General features: G+C 71.9%; 20 protein-coding genes. 10 read left to right on the top strand and 10 right to left on the bottom strand.

The features are described from left to right. From WH85_RS08220 to WH85_RS08195, 6 genes are all read right to left on the bottom strand, one after another. Entirely contained in the window at positions 1 to 1,362 is a 1,362-nt protein-coding gene (locus WH85_RS08220) for a carboxylesterase/lipase family protein (RefSeq protein ID WP_045741110.1), read from the bottom strand. Positions 1,363 to 1,376: 14 nt separating this feature from the next. Continuing rightward, complete coding sequence (locus WH85_RS08215; RefSeq protein WP_045741109.1) at positions 1,377 to 1,781, bottom strand: RidA family protein; 405 nt, start codon at positions 1,779 to 1,781, stop codon at positions 1,377 to 1,379. A 27-nt stretch (positions 1,782 to 1,808) separates the two neighbouring features. Next, positions 1,809 to 2,939, bottom strand: a complete 1,131-nt coding sequence (locus WH85_RS08210; protein WP_045741108.1) for a methyltransferase domain-containing protein — start codon at positions 2,937 to 2,939, stop codon at positions 1,809 to 1,811. Positions 2,940 to 2,958: 19 nt separating this feature from the next. After that, on the bottom strand, positions 2,959 to 3,678 hold the full coding sequence (locus WH85_RS08205) for a hypothetical protein (protein ID WP_045741107.1): 720 nt from the start codon (positions 3,676 to 3,678) through the stop codon (positions 2,959 to 2,961). Then, a complete protein-coding gene (locus WH85_RS08200) occupies positions 3,672 to 4,322 on the bottom strand; it encodes a hypothetical protein (RefSeq protein ID WP_045741106.1) in 651 nt (216 codons plus the stop codon). The genes WH85_RS08205 and WH85_RS08200 overlap by 7 nt, the downstream gene beginning before the upstream one ends. 85 nt (positions 4,323 to 4,407) lie before the next feature. Further along, positions 4,408 to 4,761, bottom strand: a complete 354-nt coding sequence (locus WH85_RS08195) for a cupin domain-containing protein (RefSeq protein WP_045741105.1) — start codon at positions 4,759 to 4,761, stop codon at positions 4,408 to 4,410. A 51-nt stretch (positions 4,762 to 4,812) separates the two neighbouring features. Here WH85_RS08195 and WH85_RS08190 point away from each other — a divergent pair, with 51 nt between their 5' ends. From WH85_RS08190 to WH85_RS50205, 9 genes are all read left to right on the top strand, one after another. Then, complete coding sequence (locus WH85_RS08190) at positions 4,813 to 5,775, top strand: GlxA family transcriptional regulator (RefSeq protein WP_045741104.1); 963 nt, start codon at positions 4,813 to 4,815, stop codon at positions 5,773 to 5,775. A 206-nt stretch (positions 5,776 to 5,981) separates the two neighbouring features. After that, entirely contained in the window at positions 5,982 to 7,400 is a 1,419-nt protein-coding gene (locus WH85_RS08185; RefSeq protein ID WP_045741103.1) for a DUF1593 domain-containing protein, read from the top strand. A gap of 72 nt (positions 7,401 to 7,472) precedes the next feature. Beyond that, entirely contained in the window at positions 7,473 to 7,940 is a 468-nt protein-coding gene (locus WH85_RS08180; RefSeq protein WP_045741102.1) for a hypothetical protein, read from the top strand. A gap of 64 nt (positions 7,941 to 8,004) precedes the next feature. Then, positions 8,005 to 8,751: an ABC transporter ATP-binding protein gene (locus WH85_RS08175; RefSeq protein ID WP_045741101.1), complete on the top strand. Its 747-nt coding sequence runs from the start codon at positions 8,005 to 8,007 to the stop codon at positions 8,749 to 8,751. Then, positions 8,748 to 9,506, top strand: coding sequence for an ABC transporter permease (locus WH85_RS08170; RefSeq protein ID WP_045741100.1), 759 nt, complete (start codon positions 8,748 to 8,750; stop codon positions 9,504 to 9,506). The genes WH85_RS08175 and WH85_RS08170 overlap by 4 nt, the downstream gene beginning before the upstream one ends. Positions 9,507 to 9,510: 4 nt before the next feature. Next, a complete protein-coding gene (locus WH85_RS08165; protein ID WP_045741099.1) occupies positions 9,511 to 10,278 on the top strand; it encodes a MerR family transcriptional regulator in 768 nt (255 codons plus the stop codon). Positions 10,279 to 10,526: 248 nt separating this feature from the next. After that, entirely contained in the window at positions 10,527 to 11,036 is a 510-nt protein-coding gene (locus WH85_RS53975; RefSeq protein WP_211275309.1) for a DUF6596 domain-containing protein, read from the top strand. A gap of 95 nt (positions 11,037 to 11,131) precedes the next feature. Further along, on the top strand, positions 11,132 to 11,890 hold the full coding sequence (locus tag WH85_RS08150) for a maleylpyruvate isomerase family mycothiol-dependent enzyme (RefSeq protein WP_045741096.1): 759 nt from the start codon (positions 11,132 to 11,134) through the stop codon (positions 11,888 to 11,890). Positions 11,891 to 11,917: 27 nt separating this feature from the next. Next, on the top strand, positions 11,918 to 12,226 hold the full coding sequence (locus WH85_RS50205; protein WP_157410885.1) for a hypothetical protein: 309 nt from the start codon (positions 11,918 to 11,920) through the stop codon (positions 12,224 to 12,226). A 124-nt stretch (positions 12,227 to 12,350) separates the two neighbouring features. Here WH85_RS50205 and WH85_RS08145 read toward each other — a convergent pair whose 3' ends face one another. Further along, the gene (locus WH85_RS08145) at positions 12,351 to 13,202 is read right to left on the bottom strand and encodes an oxidoreductase (protein ID WP_045741095.1); all 852 of its coding nucleotides are present in this window, start codon (positions 13,200 to 13,202) and stop codon (positions 12,351 to 12,353) included. An 85-nt stretch (positions 13,203 to 13,287) separates the two neighbouring features. On the opposite strand from WH85_RS08145, the gene WH85_RS08140 reads away from it, so the two are divergent. Further along, positions 13,288 to 14,133: a helix-turn-helix transcriptional regulator gene (locus tag WH85_RS08140; protein ID WP_045741094.1), complete on the top strand. Its 846-nt coding sequence runs from the start codon at positions 13,288 to 13,290 to the stop codon at positions 14,131 to 14,133. Positions 14,134 to 14,222: 89 nt separating this feature from the next. On the opposite strand, the gene WH85_RS08135 is transcribed toward WH85_RS08140, so the two are convergent. The 3 genes from WH85_RS08135 to WH85_RS08125 are packed head-to-tail and all read right to left on the bottom strand — an operon-like array spanning position 14,223 to position 18,167. After that, entirely contained in the window at positions 14,223 to 15,962 is a 1,740-nt protein-coding gene (locus WH85_RS08135; protein WP_045741093.1) for an ABC transporter ATP-binding protein, read from the bottom strand. Further along, complete coding sequence (locus tag WH85_RS08130) at positions 15,959 to 17,656, bottom strand: ABC transporter ATP-binding protein (RefSeq protein ID WP_045741092.1); 1,698 nt, start codon at positions 17,654 to 17,656, stop codon at positions 15,959 to 15,961. Before WH85_RS08130 ends, WH85_RS08135 begins: the two co-directional genes overlap by 4 nt. 37 nt (positions 17,657 to 17,693) lie before the next feature. Next, positions 17,694 to 18,167 carry a nitroreductase/quinone reductase family protein gene (locus WH85_RS08125; RefSeq protein WP_045741091.1) on the bottom strand — a complete coding sequence of 158 codons (474 nt, stop codon included), beginning with the start codon at positions 18,165 to 18,167 and terminating at the stop codon, positions 17,694 to 17,696. Positions 18,168 to 18,249: the final 82 nt, after the last annotated feature.

The following is an 18,249-nucleotide window of genomic DNA, read 5'->3' as shown; positions in this document are numbered from 1 at the left end:
TCACCCGTTGCGGAAGACGTGCCCCCGCCACAGACCATAAGAGATCCTTTCCGGGTACGCGGTGACGACGTCGACGGTGTCGAAAACGCGGGTGAGCTGCTCGCCGGCGCTCCAGGCGGGCCAGCCCGGGTCGCCGTGGGCCGCGAACGCGGTCCAGGCGGCCCGCATCCGTGCGGACAGGGCAATCGCGTCGTCGCCGGGTGGGTCGCCGATCAGCATCGCGGGCTGGGTGCCTGTCAGGTTGCCGAACACCAGCGGGACGTCGAGCCCGTGACAGGCGCCGAGAGCGCCGTCCAGTCCGGGGGCGGGCCAGCTCAACTCGTACACGAAAGCGGTGCCGTTGACCTTGAGCTGATTATCGGCGAGATGGATCGTCGGCATGCGGAACAACCAGTCCGAACCGACGATCTCGAAAAGCTGTTCCGGGGCGGCGCCGGGGAACGCCTCGCGGTAACCCCGGCCGCCGTCCGGCGCGAGCATCTCCAGCGCGGTGGCGGCCTGCTCCGCGGTGACCTCGCCGAGCAGGCCGGACATCGCGGTGAACAGCCGTTGCTCGTCGCGGGTGTGCCCGGCCAGCAGCGTGACGCCCGGATCGAGCGTGGCCTCCCACGGGCTCGTCGGCAGCACGTCGCCGTCGATCACCGGGGCGATGCGGATGTCGCGGTATCCGGCGGCACCCCAGCGCTCGGCGGGCGCGTCCGGGTTCGCAGCGATGGCGGCGGCCAGCTCGGCGGAGAAGAACGTGCCCGGCACACTCTGCGCGATGGCCCGCTGGAACAGTCCGGCCGCGCGGGGCATGGCCAGCAGCGCGGCGACCGAACCGCCGCCCGCCGACTCCCCGAAGACCGTGACCCGGCCGGGATCTCCGCCGAACGCGGTGATCGCGTCGCGTACCCACTCCAGGGCGGCGACCTGGTCGAGCAGCCCCCGGTTGGCCGGGGCGCCGTCGACGTGACCGAACCCCTGCACCCCGAGCCGGTAGTTGAGGGTGACCAGCACGACGTGGCCCTCGGCGGCGAGGAGACGGCCGTCGTACTCCGGGCGGCACGCGCTCCCGATCACGTAGGCGCCACCGTGGATCCAGACCATGACCGGCAGTCCCGCGCCCGGCCCGGGATCGGGCGACCAGACGTTGACGGTCAGGCAATCGTCGCCGGCCCCGGTCGCCTCCGCCTGCGGCACGGGCGGCCCGAACGCGGTGGCGTCCCGGACCCCGTCCCACGGCTGCGCGGGTTGCGGCGCGGCGAACCGGTGCGGGCCGACCGGGGGAGCGGCGTACGGGATGCCGCGGAACACGGCGACCCCGCCCTCCCAGGAGCCGCGCAGTGTTCCCGTGCCCACCCGGACTTCCGGTGCCGCCATGGCATTCCCCCCGCTCAGGACGGCAGCGCCGCCGTGAGGTCGATCTCGATGAGTTGCCCGGAGTAGCCGAGAGACGCCACCCCCAGCAGGGTGCTCGCCGTGGTGAAGGCGTCCGCCAGCGGCGAGGCCATGAGCTGCGCCCACACCCCGCCCAGGACGAGACTGTCGGGGCTGACCACGTAGACCACCGAACGGACCACGTCGGACGGTTTCGCGCCGGCCGCTTCGAGGACCGCAAGACAGTTCACGACGACCTGCTCCGTCTGCGCGGCGAAGTCACCCGGCGCTCCGACCACCTTGTCGTCCAGGTCGACCGGGCACTGCCCGGCGAGGTGCGCGAGCCGCCCCACCTCGGAGATCGTCACATGGCTGTAGCCGTCCGGCGCGTGCACCGTCGCGGGATTGAAGCGTTCGACCATCCGCCCATTATCGAAACCCCACCCCGATCAGACCACCGATTTTGTACGCGGAAACAGACCGTCCTCCTCGTCGACCCAGAAGGTGTGGCGCCCGTCGTCGCGCGCGGTGAACCCGAAGCGGGCGATACCGGGCCGTCCCCGCGCGTTCCACCACTCCCAGGCGTCCGCGACGTCCGGCCACCACGCCCGCGGCCCACCGAAGGCGACCGCCGACCGGCCGCCGGCGGGCAGGCCGACCTCGGCCCAGGAGCGGTCGCCGGCGACCAGGAAGACCCCGTCCCGGCCGTCGCGGACGGTGCCCCCGATCGCGGCGAGGTCCGGGATCGCCAGCTGCAGAACGAACCGGAAGTCGTCGCGACCGAAGTCGGCGAGCGGGATGCCGGTCGTGCCGGTGTGCGGGCCGTCGAAGTCGAAGGTCCCGCCTCCGTCGCGCATCGCGTGCGACCGCATCCACATGAAGTGCCCGGCCTCCGCCGTGAACCGTCCGGTGACCGCGTGGCCGGTGGTCTTGCGCGCGACGACGAGGCTGGAACTGATCCCGCCCCGCACGTCGGCCACGATCACCCCGCCGAGGCTCAACTGCCTGATCCAGGCGGCGGGAATCGCGGACACCCCGCAGGTGGCGATGACCCGATCGTAGGGTGCCCGGCCGGGAGATCCGTGGACGCCGTCCTCCGCGTACAGATGAGGAAAGATCTTCAACGCCGCGAGCCGCCGCCGGGCCGTGTCCACCAGGCCGGAGTCGACGTCGACGCTGGTCACCCGGTCGGCGCCGAGCCGGTGGCTGAGCAGCGCCGCGTTATACCCGGTGCCGGTGCCGATCTCCAGAACCCGCTCCCCGCCGGCGATCGCGAGCAGATCAAGCATCCGGGCCATCAGGCTCGGCCGCGTGGACGAACTGGTCGGCCAGGCCGGTCCCGTACCCGGAGAATCCTCGATCTGGGTTGTCAGCGCCACGTCCGAGTAGACCGCGGCGAGCCAGCGCCCGCGCCCGTCCCGATCGTCGCCGCTGACGATCTCACCGTCGTCGTCGAAGAACCGCGGCACGAGCAGGTGCCGGGGAACCTGCTCGAACGCGGCCCGCCAGTCCGGCGTCAACGCCCCGGCCCGCACCAGATCCGCGGCGAGCGCCGCCGCGTGCCCCCGCCACTCGGTCATCACCGGTGTCCTCCATCGCCTAATCCCGTAGTGCGCCGGTCACCGCCTCGATGCGGCGGCGGCCGTTGTCGCCGCGGTACCACGCCATGACGGCCTCGGAACGCTGCGGCTCGTAGGTCACCCGCCAGCCGTGGACCGCGACCTGATCGTCGAGGTACCACCGGTTCCACTCGCTCGACGCCTCCACGACCTCGGCCACCGCACCGCGGAACGCCTCCGACGGTAGGCCCTCCAACCCCCACCCGGGGCCCCTGCCGTTCACCGGGACCGCCTCCGTCCACGACCGGTCGGCCTGGATACTCTGCCCGACGGCGCAGGACTCGATCAGGTTGGTGGCGCTGTCGGCGATCCAGCAATCCGGCGACACCACACCGATCCGCCCGGTCGCCCAGCTCATCGTCAACAGATGGCCGCCCTCCTCCGAACCGACGGTCGCCACCAGGTCGCCGTCGCCGAGTTCGTCCCAGCCCGACGAGACGGAGTCGTCGAACTCGTAGCGATGCCGGTGAAGGCCGTCGCAGGGCAGCCTGCCGTCGCAGAAGGCCAGTCCGCCGAACCGGCGGACGAACTCGACCAGACGGTCCAGTCCGTCCGCCGGTCCGGGAACGACGGTGCCGGCGGCGTCGGCGCACTCGTACCACCGGCCCGGGTCGTCCAGGGAGATCGGCGAACGCACGGCGTGCTCGTCGAGGAACCGCTGTGCGCGCCCGCTCAACGACATCGGGAAGGGCATCACCACGGGTCCGGCGGTTCGAAACCGTCGATCCACCGGCAGAACGGATCCTTGGTGTCCTCGTCGCCCATCTCCGCGGGCTCGGGAACGATGTCCAGCGCGATCGCCGGGGCCGTCGCCCCGTAGGTGCGCCACAGCCAGTCCCGGAACGGCGCGTTGACCGGGTCACCGCCCTCGCGGTGCACCTGGGGCGGTGCGGCGAATTCCTTGTTCCAGCAGATGTCCTCGTAGCCGATCGCCAGCAGCCGCAGAAAGTCCAGCCCGTTGTCGGCGAGCACGCACGTCATCATCGAGCCGCTGCCGGAACCGAGGTGAACGATGCGCGTCCGCCCGTCGTCGTCGAGCCACAGCGCGCCGACGGACCCTTCGCCGCCGGTCTGCACGAACGGCCACAACCGCGCTCCGGGATTCCCCGCGGCGTCACCGAACCACGATTCCGCATAGGAGGCGGTCTCCTCCGCGGTGTAGCCCCGAAGCTCGACCTGCGTCCCGATCAGGTAGTCGTCGCTCAGCGAACCGTACAGTTCACCGTTGCGGGCGGTCGTCGCCAGCCCCTGTTCGTCGACCCACGCGAACAGCGCCTGCAAAGGCTCAAAGAATTCAAATCCCGGGGGTACGCGGGAAAGTGTCACGTCCAGGAATCCGCTCACGCCGCGAACCCTATGTTCAAGGAATCACCAGGAGTTTGCCGGTGGTCCCGCGTCCGGCGATGTCGACGTGGGCCCGATCAGCGGCTCATGACGCGCGGCTCCAGTCCGGCTTGCCGCCGGCCGCCGTCGAGGTGACGTCGGGGCCGATCAGCAGGAAGTGGGCCTCGTCGCCGTCGACTCGGGGACAGTGTTCGACGCCGCGGGGGACGACCAGCAGATCGCCGGGGCCCAGCGGGACGTCGCCGTCCCGGAGCTGGATCGTCATCCGCCCGGCCAGCAGCAGGAACGTCTCGTCCTGATCGTCGTGGGAGTGCCAGGTCGTCGAACGGGTCCCCTTGGCCACCTTGAGAAGGTTGCCGTTGGCGGCGGCGAGCACCCGCTGGGACCAGAACTCGGTCAGTCCGGCGGCCTCGTCGGCCACCGCGAATTTTGTCAGCATGTACTGATCATGAAGGCCGGGACGGAGCGGCGACGCTGCTAGAAATGACCGATGCCGCAAGGATCCTCACATCGGGTCGTCCTCGTCGTCGACGACCAGTCCAACCCGTTCGAGGTCGGCTGCGCGTGCGAGATCTTCGGCGGCCCGCTCCGGCCCGAAGTCGGATTTCAGCTGTACGACCTGCGGCTGGCCGCTCCCCGCACGTCGACGCCGATGCGCGACGGCCTGTTCGCGATGACCGCGGTGGGGCGCCTGGACGAGATCGACCGGGCCGACACGGTGATCGTGCCGAACCGGCCGTACGTGGAAACCGCCTCCCGCCCCGTCCTGCTGGCAGCCCTCCGCCGGGCCCATGCCCGGGGTGCCCGGCTGGTGGGCCTGTGCACCGGTGCGTTCACCCTCGCCGAGGCCGGCCTGCTCGACGGGCGCCGCGCCGCGGTCCACTGGGATCTGGCCACGGAGTTCCGGCAGCGGTACCCCCGGGTGAAGCTGGAACCGGACGTCCTGTTCGTCGACGACGGCGAGTTGCTGACCTCGGCCGGCAGTGCCGCCGCCCTCGACCTCGGGCTGCACATCGTCCGGCGCGACCATGGTGCGGAGATCGCCAACCATGTCAGCCGCCGGCTCGTCTTCGCCGCCTACCGTGCCGGCGGTCAGCGTCAGTTCGTGGAGCGTCCGGTGCCCGAGGTCGCGGACCGGTCCCTCGGCGCGGTGATCACCTGGGCGCAACAGCACCTGGACGAGCCGATCACGGTCGCGGACCTCGCCGGCCAGGCCGGGATGAGCGCCGGAAGCCTGCACCGCCGGTTCCGGGCCGAGCTCGGCACCACCCCGCTGGCCTGGCTGACGGTGGAGCGGGTCACCCTGGCCTGCCGCCTGATCGAGCAGGGCGGGTACGGGATGGACGCGATCGCCCGCCGGGCCGGACTGGGCACGGGGGCCAACATGCGGGCCCTGTTCCACCGCCACCTCGGTGTCAGCCCGGCCGACTACCGCCGCCGTTTCACGGCGTGACGGGCCGACCGAGCAGGACGACTTTCGGCCGGCCTCAGGGGCTCTGCCGTCGGTCGTCTACGGACCGAAGGGGCACGGCTGCCCCCACGCACGGCGGGCCCGGTTGCTCCGAACGTCGGATCCGGCGGTGGGCGGTGTCGGGCGGCCGACAATCGTGTCCACCTGACGGGGCTGAATATTCGAGTTCTTCTACGTCGTGCGCCAGAATGACGGGAACCAGTTCCCCGGTGCGGGAGGGCAGTGTGCACGCGACACCATTGATGCGGACCGTTGTCACGACCGACATGGAGCAGGACGATCTCGCGTCGCTGATCCGGTACCTGCTCTACACGAACGAGCTCGACACGGTCGGGATCGTCTACACCAGCAGCCGGTTCCACTGGGCCGGGGACGGTGCCGGCACCACCTTCTTCCTTCCCGGTCGCGAATACGGGACGCCGCAGACGTCGTGGCGGTGGACCGGGGTCCGGACGATCCAGGATCAGGTGCTTCCGGCGTACGCGAAAGTCGTCAAGAATCTGCAGGATCACGACAGGAACTATCCGAGTCCGGAGAGGCTGGCGTCGCTGATCGCGGTCGGGAACATCGCGTTCGAAGGGGAGATGGCGTCCGACACCCCGGGGTCCGACCTGATCCGGGATCTGCTGCTCGACGACGATTCCCGGCCGCTGTACCTGCAGGCCTGGGGCGGGACGAACACCATCGCGCGGGCGCTGCGGTCCATCGAGGAACGGTTTTCCGGGACCGCCGAATGGACAGCCGTGCGGGCCGCGGTGTCGGCGAAGGCGGTGATCCTGGCCAGCGGATTCCAGGACGAGACGTATGCCGGATACATCGCCCCGCACTGGCCGCGGATTCGAGTCACGGACCTGTCCGGCGGGTACGCGACCTGGGGGTACAACTGCGACGACGGCCGGGGGAATACGCGCGGGGATCTGTTCGGCGGCGCCTGGCTGCGGCGCAACATTCAGATCGGGCCGCTGGGATCGTTGTACCGTTCGTGGCTGGACGGGCAGGCGATGGCCGGTGATCCGCTCGACGTTTTCGGGGATCCGGAGGCGGCGGCCGGCGGATGGTGCAAGCCGCTCGCGCCCTACGATTTCCTGTCCGAGGGCGACACCGCGGTGTTCCATCCGCTGCTCGACACCGGCCTGCGTGATCCGAGCGATCCGTCGCTGGGCGGGTGGGGCGGGCAGGCCCGTCAGGTATCGACCGAGCCGAATCTGTGGCGGCTTGTTCCGGTGGATTCCACGACCCGCTGGGCGACGGCCGCCCAATACGATTTCGCGGCCCGGATGCGGTGGACGCTCGCCCCGTCCGGCTCGGGCGCCTACCCGCCGCGGGTGCGGATCCTCGGCGGTTCCGGAACGGTCGCGCCCGGCGGGTCGGTCGTCCTCAAGTCGGAGGTCACCGGGCGCCGGGTGGCGTTGCGCTGGTGGCAGTACCGGGAGGAGGGCACGTTCCCGGGCGCGGTCACGCTGTCCGCCCGCTCGGACGACCGGGTGACCGTCACGATCCCGGCTGAGGCGCGGCCGGGGCAGACCGTGTCGATCATCCTGGAGGGCACCGCCGACGGGCGGCATCCGCTGACCCGCTACGACCGGGTGATCCTTAACATCGGGTGAACGCTGCACCACCGGTCACCGGTAGCGCCGAATCCGCCGGGCCGGCCGGGGTGCACGCCTAGCCTGAACGGCATGTCGTACGTTGCCGCCCGCGACGGCCGCAAGAACCGCAGCGCCGCCGGCCGGGCCCCGTCCGTCCCCACCACCATCGAGGGCATGCACGGCCAGAGCGTCGGCATCCTGCAGGTGCCGCACCACATGGCCGCCGGCCACCCCAGCCGCCGCCGGTACGACCTGGCCGACCCCGTCCAGTGCCGCAACGCGTACCAGCAGATCCTCTGCGAGGCGTCCTGCTGCAACGAGGTCGAGGACCTGATCAACCCGGCGCTGCTCCGGCAGGTGTGGCGCGACCTGCACCTGCCGAGCAAGGTCCGGGAGGCGTGGGAGACCCGCCATCCGGGTCTGCGCCGCCGGACCGTCGCCAGGTCCCCGGGCGGCGAGCGCACCGTCGTCACCCGGGTCAGCGGCGACCGCACGGACGTCCGCGGATTCACCCGGCCCGGCCGCGCCCGGTCGACGCGGATCGCGGTAACCCGCTGACAGACAGTCCGATGAGAATTGCCGCTTGACCCTGACGCAGCGTCAGGCCCGCATCCTTGCGGGCATGACGATAGAGGTACGCGGCCTGGAGAAGTCCTTCAAGGAAGTACGGGTGCTGCGCGGCGTCGACATCGACGTGGCGCCGGGCAGCATCTTCGCCCTGCTCGGCTCGAACGGCGCGGGCAAGACCACCCTGATCCGGATCCTGTCCACCCTGCTGCGCCCGGACGCCGGCAGCGCCCGCGTCAACGGCTTCGACGTCGTGACGCAGGCCGCGGACGTGCGCGAGTCGATCAGCCTCACCGGACAGTTCACCGCCGTCGACCAGATCCTCACCGGCCGGGAGAACCTCGTCCTGGCGGCCCGGCTGCGGCACCTGCGCGATCCCGGCGCCACCGCCGACGACATGCTGGGCCGCGTCTCACTGACCGAGGCGGGCGGGCGGCGGGCGGCGACGTACTCCGGCGGGATGCGCCGCCGGCTGGACATCGCGATGAGCCTGGTCGGGAACCCGCCGGTGATCTTCCTGGACGAGCCGACGACGGGACTGGACCCGCAGGGGCGCCTCGAGGTCTGGCAGATGGTCCGGGACCTCGCCGCCGGCGGCACGACCGTGCTGCTCACCACCCAGTACCTCGAGGAGGCGGAACAACTCGCCGATCGGATCGCCATCCTGCACGAGGGGCGGATCCTCGTCGACGGCACGCTCGCCGACCTGCGCGAACTACTACCACCCGCCGAGATCGAGTACGTGGAGAAGCAGCCGACCCTGGAGGACGTGTTCCTGACCCTGGTCGGGGGCCGGCGATGAGACACTTCCTCGGCGACACGACGGCGCTGCTGGGCCGCTCCCTGCGGCACATCCTGCGCAGCCCGGACACCATCATCACCACGGCCATCACGCCGATCGCCCTGCTGCTGCTCTTCGTGTACGTGTTCGGCGGCGCCGTCGACGCCGGTGCCGGGGAGTACGTCGACTACCTGCTGCCGGGCATCCTGATCATCACGATCGCGTCCGGGATCTCGTACACGGCGTATCGGCTCTTCCTCGATCTGCAGAGCGGCATCTTCGAAAGGTTCCAGTCGATGCCGATCGCCCGGCCGTCGGTGCTGTGGGCGCACGTGCTGACGTCGGTGATCGCCAACCTGATCTCGGTGCTGGTGGTGATCGCGGTGGCGCTGCTGATCGGATTCCGCAGCGGTGCGGGCGTGACGGCGTGGCTCGCGGTCGGCGGCATTCTGGCCCTGTTCACGCTGGCTCTGACGTGGCTCGCGGTGATCCCCGGACTGACCGCGAAATCCGTGGACGGCGCGAGCGGTTTCGCGTACCCCCTCATCTTTCTGCCTTTCATCAGTTCGGCGTTCGTGCCCACCGCGTCGATGCCCGGCCCGGTGCGGGCCTTCGCCGAGAATCAGCCCGTGACATCGATCGTGGACGCCATCCGGAATCTTTTCGCCGGGCAGCCGGTAGGCGACGGGCTCGGGACGGCGTTAGCGTGGTGCGTGGGAATTCTCGTCGTCGCCTACCTGTCCGCCACCCTGGTCTACCGGCGCCGGATCTCCTGATCCGATGCTGACGATCGGCCGGCTGGCCTCCTACGCGGGCGTCACGGTGCGCGCGGTGCGGCACTACCACCAGATCGGACTGCTGCCGGAACCCGAGCGGGACTCCTCGGGCTACCGCAGCTACGGCGCGACCGCCGTGGTGTCCCTGATCAGGATCCGGACGCTGGCCGACGCCGGGGTGCCGCTGTCACAGATCTCGTCGCTGCTGGACGCCGACGAGGCGACGTTCGCGGCGGCGGTGCAGCGCATCGACGACCGGCTGTCGTCGGAGATCACCCGGCTGGAGACGAGCCGCAAACAGATCGCCCAGCTGGCCGCCGGCGACAGCATGGCGTTGCCGCCGGAGGTCGTCGCCTACCTGCGGCGGCTCCGCGAGATCGGGGCGTCCGACCGCATCGTGGACGGCGAACGCGACGGCTGGATCCTGATGGCGGCCCGCTGGCCGGACGAGGTCCGCAAGTGGATGCCGGCCAAGTTCGCCGAGCTGGAGGATCCGCGGATGGTGCGCCTCTACCGCATCCTGTCCGAGGTGCACGACGCCGCAACCGTCGACGAGGCACTGTTGGAGGAGGTGGCCGACATCATGGTGGCGCTGCTGCAGGAGGCGTACGAGGCGGGCGTGGTGGTCAGCGAGGACGACCTGTCCCACCACCTGCTGGACTCACTCGCCGACGAGGCCGACCCGCGGGCGGCGACGCTGCGGGCCCTGCTGCGCAAGCGGGGCTGGGCCAGCTGGACCCGCCAGCACCCGCTGCCCGACCGCGCGTCCTGACCACCCGTCATCCCCTCGCAGAGGCGAACCGGCGTTGGGCGGCGGTCCGGAGCAGGGCTTTGCCGCGTACCAGAAAAAGATTGTCGTGGGGTGTCCGCGGCGGGGTCTGCCGTTCGAGGTTCGGGTAGGAACTACGAACTAAGGAGACCACGTCGACCATCACCACCGCAGGTGCGCCGCCCTGCTCGCCCGCCGATCGGATCACCCGGTCACTGCTCGGGTAAGGCGTCCTCGCCGGCCCGTTCTACGTGACCGTGAGCCTGGCCCAGGCGCTGACCCGGGACGGGTTCGCGCTGGACCGGCACTCGTGGAGCCTGCTCGCGAACTGCAGTCTCGGCTGGATCCAGGTCACCAACTTCATCCTCACCGGGTTGATGACCGTCGCCGCGGCCGCCGGACTGGGCCGGGCGCTGACCGCCGGCAAGGGGCGGCGTTCGGTTCCGCTGCTGGCGTCGGTCCTGGAAGTCGTCTATCTGATCTTCAATGCGGGGTACGCGGCGACCGGCGGCGACGACTGGATGCGGCCCGCGTTGTGCACGGAGGCGCTGCGACTCGGACGGATCCTGGCCGGTCTCGCCCCGGCGGAACCCGGGCGGTGGCGATCAGTCACGCCGGCGACCCCGGCCGCGCGCTCGCCATCGTGGACACCCTGGCGCTGCCCGGCTATCCGCTGCTGCCGGCGGTCCGCGGCGACCTGCTCGCGAAACTGGGCCGGGACGCCGAGGCGCGCGCGGAGTTCCGCCGGGCGGCGGCGATGACCCGTAACGCCGGCGAGCGGTCCCTGTTCGCCGCCCGTGGGTTCTCCGGCGAAAACCCGGTGTCGGGCGGCGGCGGGTGATGGTAGAAAGCCCCGGTGGAAGAGACTGTGGAGTACGCCGACCTGCTGCGCCTGATGGACGAACGATCGGCCGCCTTCCAAGCCGCGGTTGCCGGTGCGCCCAGCCTCGACGTGCAGGTGCCGACCTGCCCCGAGTGGACGCTGTTCGACCTGGTGCAGCACCTGGGGCAGGGACGCCACCAGTGGGCCGCCACCGTCGCCGCGGGTCCCGCCGACGGCCCCGCGCCCGTGTCCGTCCCGCCGGTTCCTCAGGATCGAGAAGACCTGATTTCCTGGTACGCGGCCTCAGTGCGTGAACTGCTCGACGCGCTGCGGGCGGCCGGACCGGACCGTGCCTGCTGGACCTGGTGGGGCGCGTCGCAGTCGCCGCAGACGAGCCGTTCGGTCGCCCGGCACCAGCTCCAGCAGTTCGCCGTGCACGCGTACGACGCCCAGGTCACGGTGGGCGCCCCGCAGCCGCTGCCCACCGAGGTGGCGCTCGACGGCGTCGACGAATTCCTGACCACCTGCTGCGCGACGACCGGCCGGTGGCCGCACAAGCCGGCGGTCGTCGACTACCACGCCACCGAGGGCCGTTCCTGGCGCGTCCGGCTCTCCGCGGAGGGCGCCCGTGTCGCCCGGCTCCAGGATGACGAGAAGGCCGACGTCGCCGCGTGGGGCACCGCGAACGAGCTGGTCATGTTCTTCTACGGCCGGATCCCGGCGGAGGCCCTGCGGGTCGAGGGCGATGCGGGCATCTTCGACCAGCTCTTCGCCTGGGAACCCGAGGTCTAGACACCTTCGCAGTCAGGGTCTGCCTGCGTGGTGACTTCGGGCGCGCTGACCACCCGAAAACACCACACCCCCACGGGTGTGGTGACTTGGGGCGCGCAGCGCGCCCGTATTCACCACACCCACAACGGCGTGGTGATTTCGGGCGTCCAGCGCGCCCGTATTCACCACGCCCCCACGGGTGTGGTGAATTGGGGCGTCCAGCGCGCCCGTATTCACCACACCGCCACGGGTGTGGTGAGTTGGGGCGTCCAGCGCGCCCGAAATCACCACGCGGATGGGCTTCGCACCCTGACCACGAAACGTGTCTGGATCTGGACACGTTCCGACATCGACTGAGCCGTTCGCAGGGACGCAGTGTCGCGCTGGTGGGCCGGCAGGGAGAGACAGTTGATCGATGGCGTCCTCCAGTGCGTCGAGCGCCGCGGGTGACGGCCCGCGGGTCCGCGTCGGCGTATCACCGTCACGATGCCGCTGACGGACCCGCCGGGGCGTCGGCCGGGAAGTCGGTCGAGCGGGACAGCCGCTCCCAGGTGGCGATGTCGTGGTCGACGGCGGCCCGGCCGGCGCGGACGACCGTCAGCGCGTCCGATCCGAGGATCAGATGGCGGGGCGGCTCGGGCACGTCCAGGATGTGCAGGACGGCGGCCGCCGCGCGGGCCGGGTCGCCGAGCTGCCGGCCGCTGGCGTCGCGGCGGGCCTCGCGGATCGGGCCGAAGAGGTCGTCGTAGTCGGCGATGGTCCGCGGTGCCCGGGTCATCGACCGTCCGGCCCAGTCGGTGCGGAACGAACCGGGTTCGATCGCGGTGACGTGGATGCCGAACGCCGCGACCTCCTTGCCGAGGGATTCGAGGATGCCTTCGAGGGCGTACTTGCTGCCGCAGTAGGCGGAGACGCCGGGGAAGCCGGCCAGCCCGCCCATCGAGGTGACGGCCAGGATGTGGCCCCGGCGACGTTCGCGCATGTACGGCAGCACGGCCTGGATGGTCGCGGCGGCGCCGAAGACGTTCGCGTCGAACTGGGCGCGCAGGGCGGACAGCGGGGTCTCCTCGAAGGTGCCCTCCAGCCCGTACCCGGCGTTGGCGATCAGCACGTCGGCCGGGACGTCGCGCAGGGCGGCGAAGACGGCGTCGTCGTCGGTGACGTCGAGGATCCGGGCCTGTGCCCGCTGCGGGTGCCGGGCCTCGAAGGCGGCCGCGTCGGCGTCTGTGCGGACGGTCCCGACGACGGTGTGGCCGGCGTCCAGCGCGGCGACGGCGATGGCCTGGCCGAGGCCGCTGCTGACCCCGGTGATGAGGATGGTGGGGGAAGTCATGCGGCCAGCGTGTACCGGCGGCGGTCCGCCAACCAGGACGTGACGTACCCCGGCACCGCGACAGGGCAGACCCTAGCCTCGGGGGATGACCGGCAACGACCTCGGCGAGTTCCTGCGCGCCCACCGCTCCCGGCTGCGGCCCGAGGACGTGGATCTTCCGTCGTACGGGCGGCGCCGGGTCGCCGGGCTGCGGCGCGAGGAGGTCGCGGCCCTGGCCGGCATGAACGGCGACTACTACGCGCGGCTGGAGCAGGGCCGCGAACGCAGCCCGTCACCGCAGGTGCTGGCGGCGATCGGGAACGCCCTGCGGATGGACGGCCCGGCCCGGGAACACCTGTACCGGCTGGCCGGCGCGGTCCCGGACGGTCGGCCGGCGCCCCGCGAGACGGTCACCCGGCCGCTGCGGCACCTGCTCGACGGGTACACCGCGGCCCCCGCGTTCGTCCTCAACCCGGCCAAGGACGTCATGGCGGCCAACCCGCTCGCCGAGGCGCTGTTCGCTGCGTTCGAGACATTCGCGACGGCCGGCAACCTGGCCCGGATGACGTTCCTCGACCCGGCCGCCCGGCGGTTCTTCCGGCGGTGGGACCGGTTCGCCGCGTCGATCGTGGCCGGGCTGCGCCACGCCGGTGGCCTCTACCCGGACTACCCCCGCCTGTACGAGGTGGTGGGTTCGCTGCGCGCGGAGAGCGAGGAGTTCGCCGCGCTGTGGGCGTCGCCGACCGTGTACGGCAAGACCCAGGACGCCACCGAACTGCAGCACCCCGACGTCGGGCCGCTCGCCCTCGTGTCGCAGTCCTTCGACGTACGCGGGGCGGCGGGCCAGCTCCTGGTCGTCTACCAGCCCGAACCCGGCAGCCGCTCGGCCGAGGCGCTCGCGCTGCTCGGCTCCCTGCACGCCCGTTCCGGTGGAAAGGGCATCCGACCGTGAGCCCGGCGATACCGCAGAGTAAGGGTTCGGGGTCTGGTGGGCGGCGGGACGGTGCTTGGCGCGTACACCAGGAGGGGTGCGGGAAACGGTCAGGAGGTGGCGCGGGAGGACCAGGCCGACCACAGCTGGGCGTAGCGGCCCCCGGCGTCCACCAGCTCCGCGTGTGGGCCGTCCTCGACGATCGTGCCGTGTTCCATGACGATCACGCGGTCGGCGGCCGCGGCCTGCGTCAACCGGTGGGCGACCACCAGCGCGGTCCGGCCCTGCAGCGCCGCCGTGGCCGCCGACTCGAGGTCGCGGGCTCCGGCGCTGCCCGCCTCGGCGGTGGCCTCGTCCAGGACCACGACCGGCGGGTCGAGCAGGACCACCCGGGCCAGGGCCAGTTGCTGTGCGCGGGCCGCCGTCAGCTGGAAACCGCCGTCGCCGACCACCGTGTCCAGACCGTCCGGCAGGGAACGTGCCCAGGTCAGCGCGCCGACCCGGTCCAGGGCGGCGGTCACCTCGTCGTCGGTGGCGGCGGGGCGGGCCAGGCGCAGATCTTCCGCGAGGGGGCCGGCGAAGACGTGCGTCTCCTGGCTGACGATGGCGATCGTCTGGGCGGTCAGGTCGGCGACCGGGATGCCACCGACGGTGACCTGGCCTTTCTCCGGGCGCAGGATGCCCGCGGCCAGCGACGCCGCGGTGGTCTTGCCCGCGCCGGTCGAGCCGACCAGGGCGACCAACTCGCCGGGGGCGACGCGCAACGACACGCCGTTGAGGACCGGGGCGGTGCCGTCGTAGCTGAAGCTGACGTCGTCGAGGGCCAGGTCCCGTCCGGCGGCGGCCTGCCCCGAGGACCGGTCCTCGGTCTCCATGCCGATCACGCCGACCAGCCGGGCCAGGCTCGCCCCGGCGTCCTGGGCCTTGTCGAAGGTGACCATCAGCATGGCGATCGGGTTGAACAGCCGGTGGAACAGCAGGGCCGCCGCGGACACCTCACCCACAGAGACATCTGCCTGGTGTACGAGGAGGAACCCGGTCACCAGCACCGCGGCGAGTCCGGTCAGCTCGGCCCGGTTGATGCGTCCCACGAAGCGGGTGTAGAGCGCGAACACCCGAACCGAGATGTCCCGGGCGTGGGCCGACGCGCCCTCGATGTCGGCGAGGTGCCGGTCCTCGAGGCGGTAGGTGTGGACGGTTCGCAGTCCCTGCATGCCTTCGACGAACAGCTGGGAGCGGGCGGCGATGGCCACCCGTTCCGCCGCGTAGGAGGGTGCCGCCTTCGGCAGGTACCACCGCAGCGCCAGGGTGTAGAGCGGCACCGCGACCGCCCCGGCCAGGCCGAGCCGCCAGTCGATGCCGACCATGGTGGCGAGGCTGAAGACGGCGAGCAGCACCGCCGAGATCATGCCGGGCAGTACGTCGGAGACGGCCTTGTCGATGGCGGTGATGTCCGCGCCGACCCGGGACAGCAGGTCGCCACGGCCGGCCCGGTCGAGGACCTGCGCGGGCAGGCGCAGGGCCGTGCCGACGGTACGCTCGCGCAGCCCGGCCAGGATCCGCCCGCCGAGGCGGCTGATCAGATATCCGGAGAGTCCGGTGGCGCCGCCGCCGACGATCGCCGCGACGACGATGGTCACCGCGATCGGGAGGATCGCGCCGGTGTCGCCGCCGCCGCGGATGCGGTCCACGAGCAGGCCCAGCGCGTACGCCGGAACCGTCGACGCCGCGGCCGCGACCGCCCCGGCGAGCAGGGTGAGGGCCGTCGCGCCCTTGCGGGCCCGCAGCTCGGCGCCCAGCCAGGCACGGCTTTCCCGGGGTTCGGCCACCGGCAGCAGCAGGGCACTCATCGCAGAACCGTCCGTCGGTAGGTGTCGTCGCCGGCGCTGAGCGCGGCGTGCGGGCCTTCGGCCGTGACCACGCCGTCGCCGATGACGACGACCCGGTCCGCGGCGGCGAGCAGTGCCGGGCTGGTGGTGATGACGACAGTGCCGAAGCCGGTGCCGGGGCCGTGACGCAGGGCGCGGATGCCGTCGGCGATGGCCTGTTCGGTCACGGCGTCCACGGCTGTCGTCGGGTCGTGCAGCACCAGCAGCGGTGGCCGGGCGAGCAGGGCGCGGGCCAGGGTGACGCGCTGGCGCTGGCCGCCGGAGAGGTTCGCGCCGCGTTCGCTGACCGGGGCGCCGAGTCCGTCGGCGTGCAGGTCGGTGACGCCGTCGGCGGCGGCCGCCCGCAGTGCCGCGGTGAGGTCGTCGCCGCCGGTCGCGGCGAGGTCGATGTTGGTGGCGAGGGTGCCGGTGAACAGGTCGGTGCGGTGCGGTTCGACGTGCAGCAGCCGGCGGGCCCGGGAACGGTCCACGGACTCGAGGCGTTCGCCGCCGAGCAGGATGTCGCCGGCGTACCCGTCCGGGATGGACAAGACGGTGACCAGCGCTTCGGCGTCGGCGGGCCGGTGGGCGACGACACCGACGAACTCGCCGGGCCGCACGTGCAGGTCGAGGCCGGCCAGCGAACCGTGGGTGACGCCGGCCAGCCGCAGGTCGCACGTGTCGCCGGACGGGTCGGCGACGCCCGCGGGCAGGATCAGCCCGGCGGTGACGACCGAGGCGACCCGGTCCGCGGCGGCCCGGGCGGCGGCCACCCAGCTGGGCACCACGGCGAGGGTGCCGAACGGTTCGATGAGGAACTGCGCGGAGCCGATCACGGTGATGAACTGGCCGACGGTGATCCGGTCGGTGAGCGCGAACCAGCCGGCCGCGATGGCGATGCCGCCGGCGAGCAGGGTGCTCAGCATGGTCGAGCCGCTCAGGTAGGCGTTGGTGGTGCGGGACGCGCGCAGGGTGGCGTCCAGCGACCGGCGGCTGACCACCCGGTACCGGTCGGCGGCGGCGTTCTGCGCGCCGATGCCGCGCAGCGGCCGCAGTCCGGTGACCAGGTCGGTCGCCAGTGAGCTGGCCCGCCCGGCCTGTTCCTGCTGGTCGGCGACCCGGCGGCTGATCAGCGGGCCGGTCAGGTTGAGCACGGCCAGCACGATCGGGGTGGCGATCAGCACGATCAGGCCGAGCGGCGGCGAGATCAGCAGCAGGGTGACCGCGCTGACCACGACCGCGATCAGGGCGCTGGCGATCCGCGGGATGTGGTCCAGGAAGTACGAGGTGTAGTCGGCGTCGATCGTCGACACGGCGAGCAGGTCACCGGCCCGCCGGTCGGTCCGCAGGCCGCGCGGGTCCAGGATCCGGGCGGCGACCTCGACCCGCAGCCGGTGGCCCTCCTCGGCGATGGCCCGCTGCAGGAACCGGGCGGCGTAACGGTAGGTGACCGCGAGGACCAGGAAGAGCAGGGCGAGGGCGCCGACCCAGGTCAGCAGGGCGGTCACGTCACCGGTGGCCACCGCGCGGTCGACGATGACGCCGATGAACACCGGCACGAGGGCGGCGCAGAGCTGATAGATGCCGGACAGGCCGGTGCCGGTCCAGAGGCGCCGGCCGTTGCGCGCCACGGCCCTGGCCAGGATCGCAGTGCCGGGTTTCGTGTTGCTGGGCACTGCGGGACTCCCTCATCGACCTCACCCACCGAGCGGCTTAGGCTAGCCTAACCAGGGTGAGCCGGAACAACCGGATGGTGCGGTGCGAGGCCTTCTTGCGGTACGCGTCGTAGCCCGGCCACTGATCCAGCACCAGTCTCCAGAGCCGTTCCCGCTCCTCGTCACCGGCCTCACGCGCGGTGACCGTCATCTCCCGGCCGTCGAGGGTGACGGTGGCCTCCGGGTTCGCCCGCAGGTTCCACGACCAGGCCGGATCCTTCTCCCCACCCCAGTTCGACGCGATCACGATCAGGTCGTCGCCGTCGCGGACGAACTGCAGCGGCTGGCTGCGCGGCAACCCGCTGCGCCGGCCGACGGTCGTCAGGATCAGCGACGGCGCCATGCCGAGGGCGACCATCCGGCCACGCGTCACCCGGCCGAGCCAGCGGTCCACACCGACCAGGCTGCGGGCGGCCGGCGTGAAACCGGGCAGGGCGCTCGCCGCCCGCCAGAGCCTTCTCCAGACGATCATCCGTGCAGGATAGTCATCGATGCCCGGGCAGCGTGCCGAGGCCGTCCTCCCCGGATCCGCCGGCCGCGGCTCCAGGTGGGGC

It is taken from the genome of Actinoplanes rectilineatus (genome assembly GCF_000962825.1).
Classification (GTDB): domain Bacteria; phylum Actinomycetota; class Actinomycetes; order Mycobacteriales; family Micromonosporaceae; genus Actinoplanes; species Actinoplanes rectilineatus.
The sequence above is the reverse complement of the archived record's forward strand: the minus strand, read 5'-3'. Positions and strand labels throughout refer to the sequence as shown.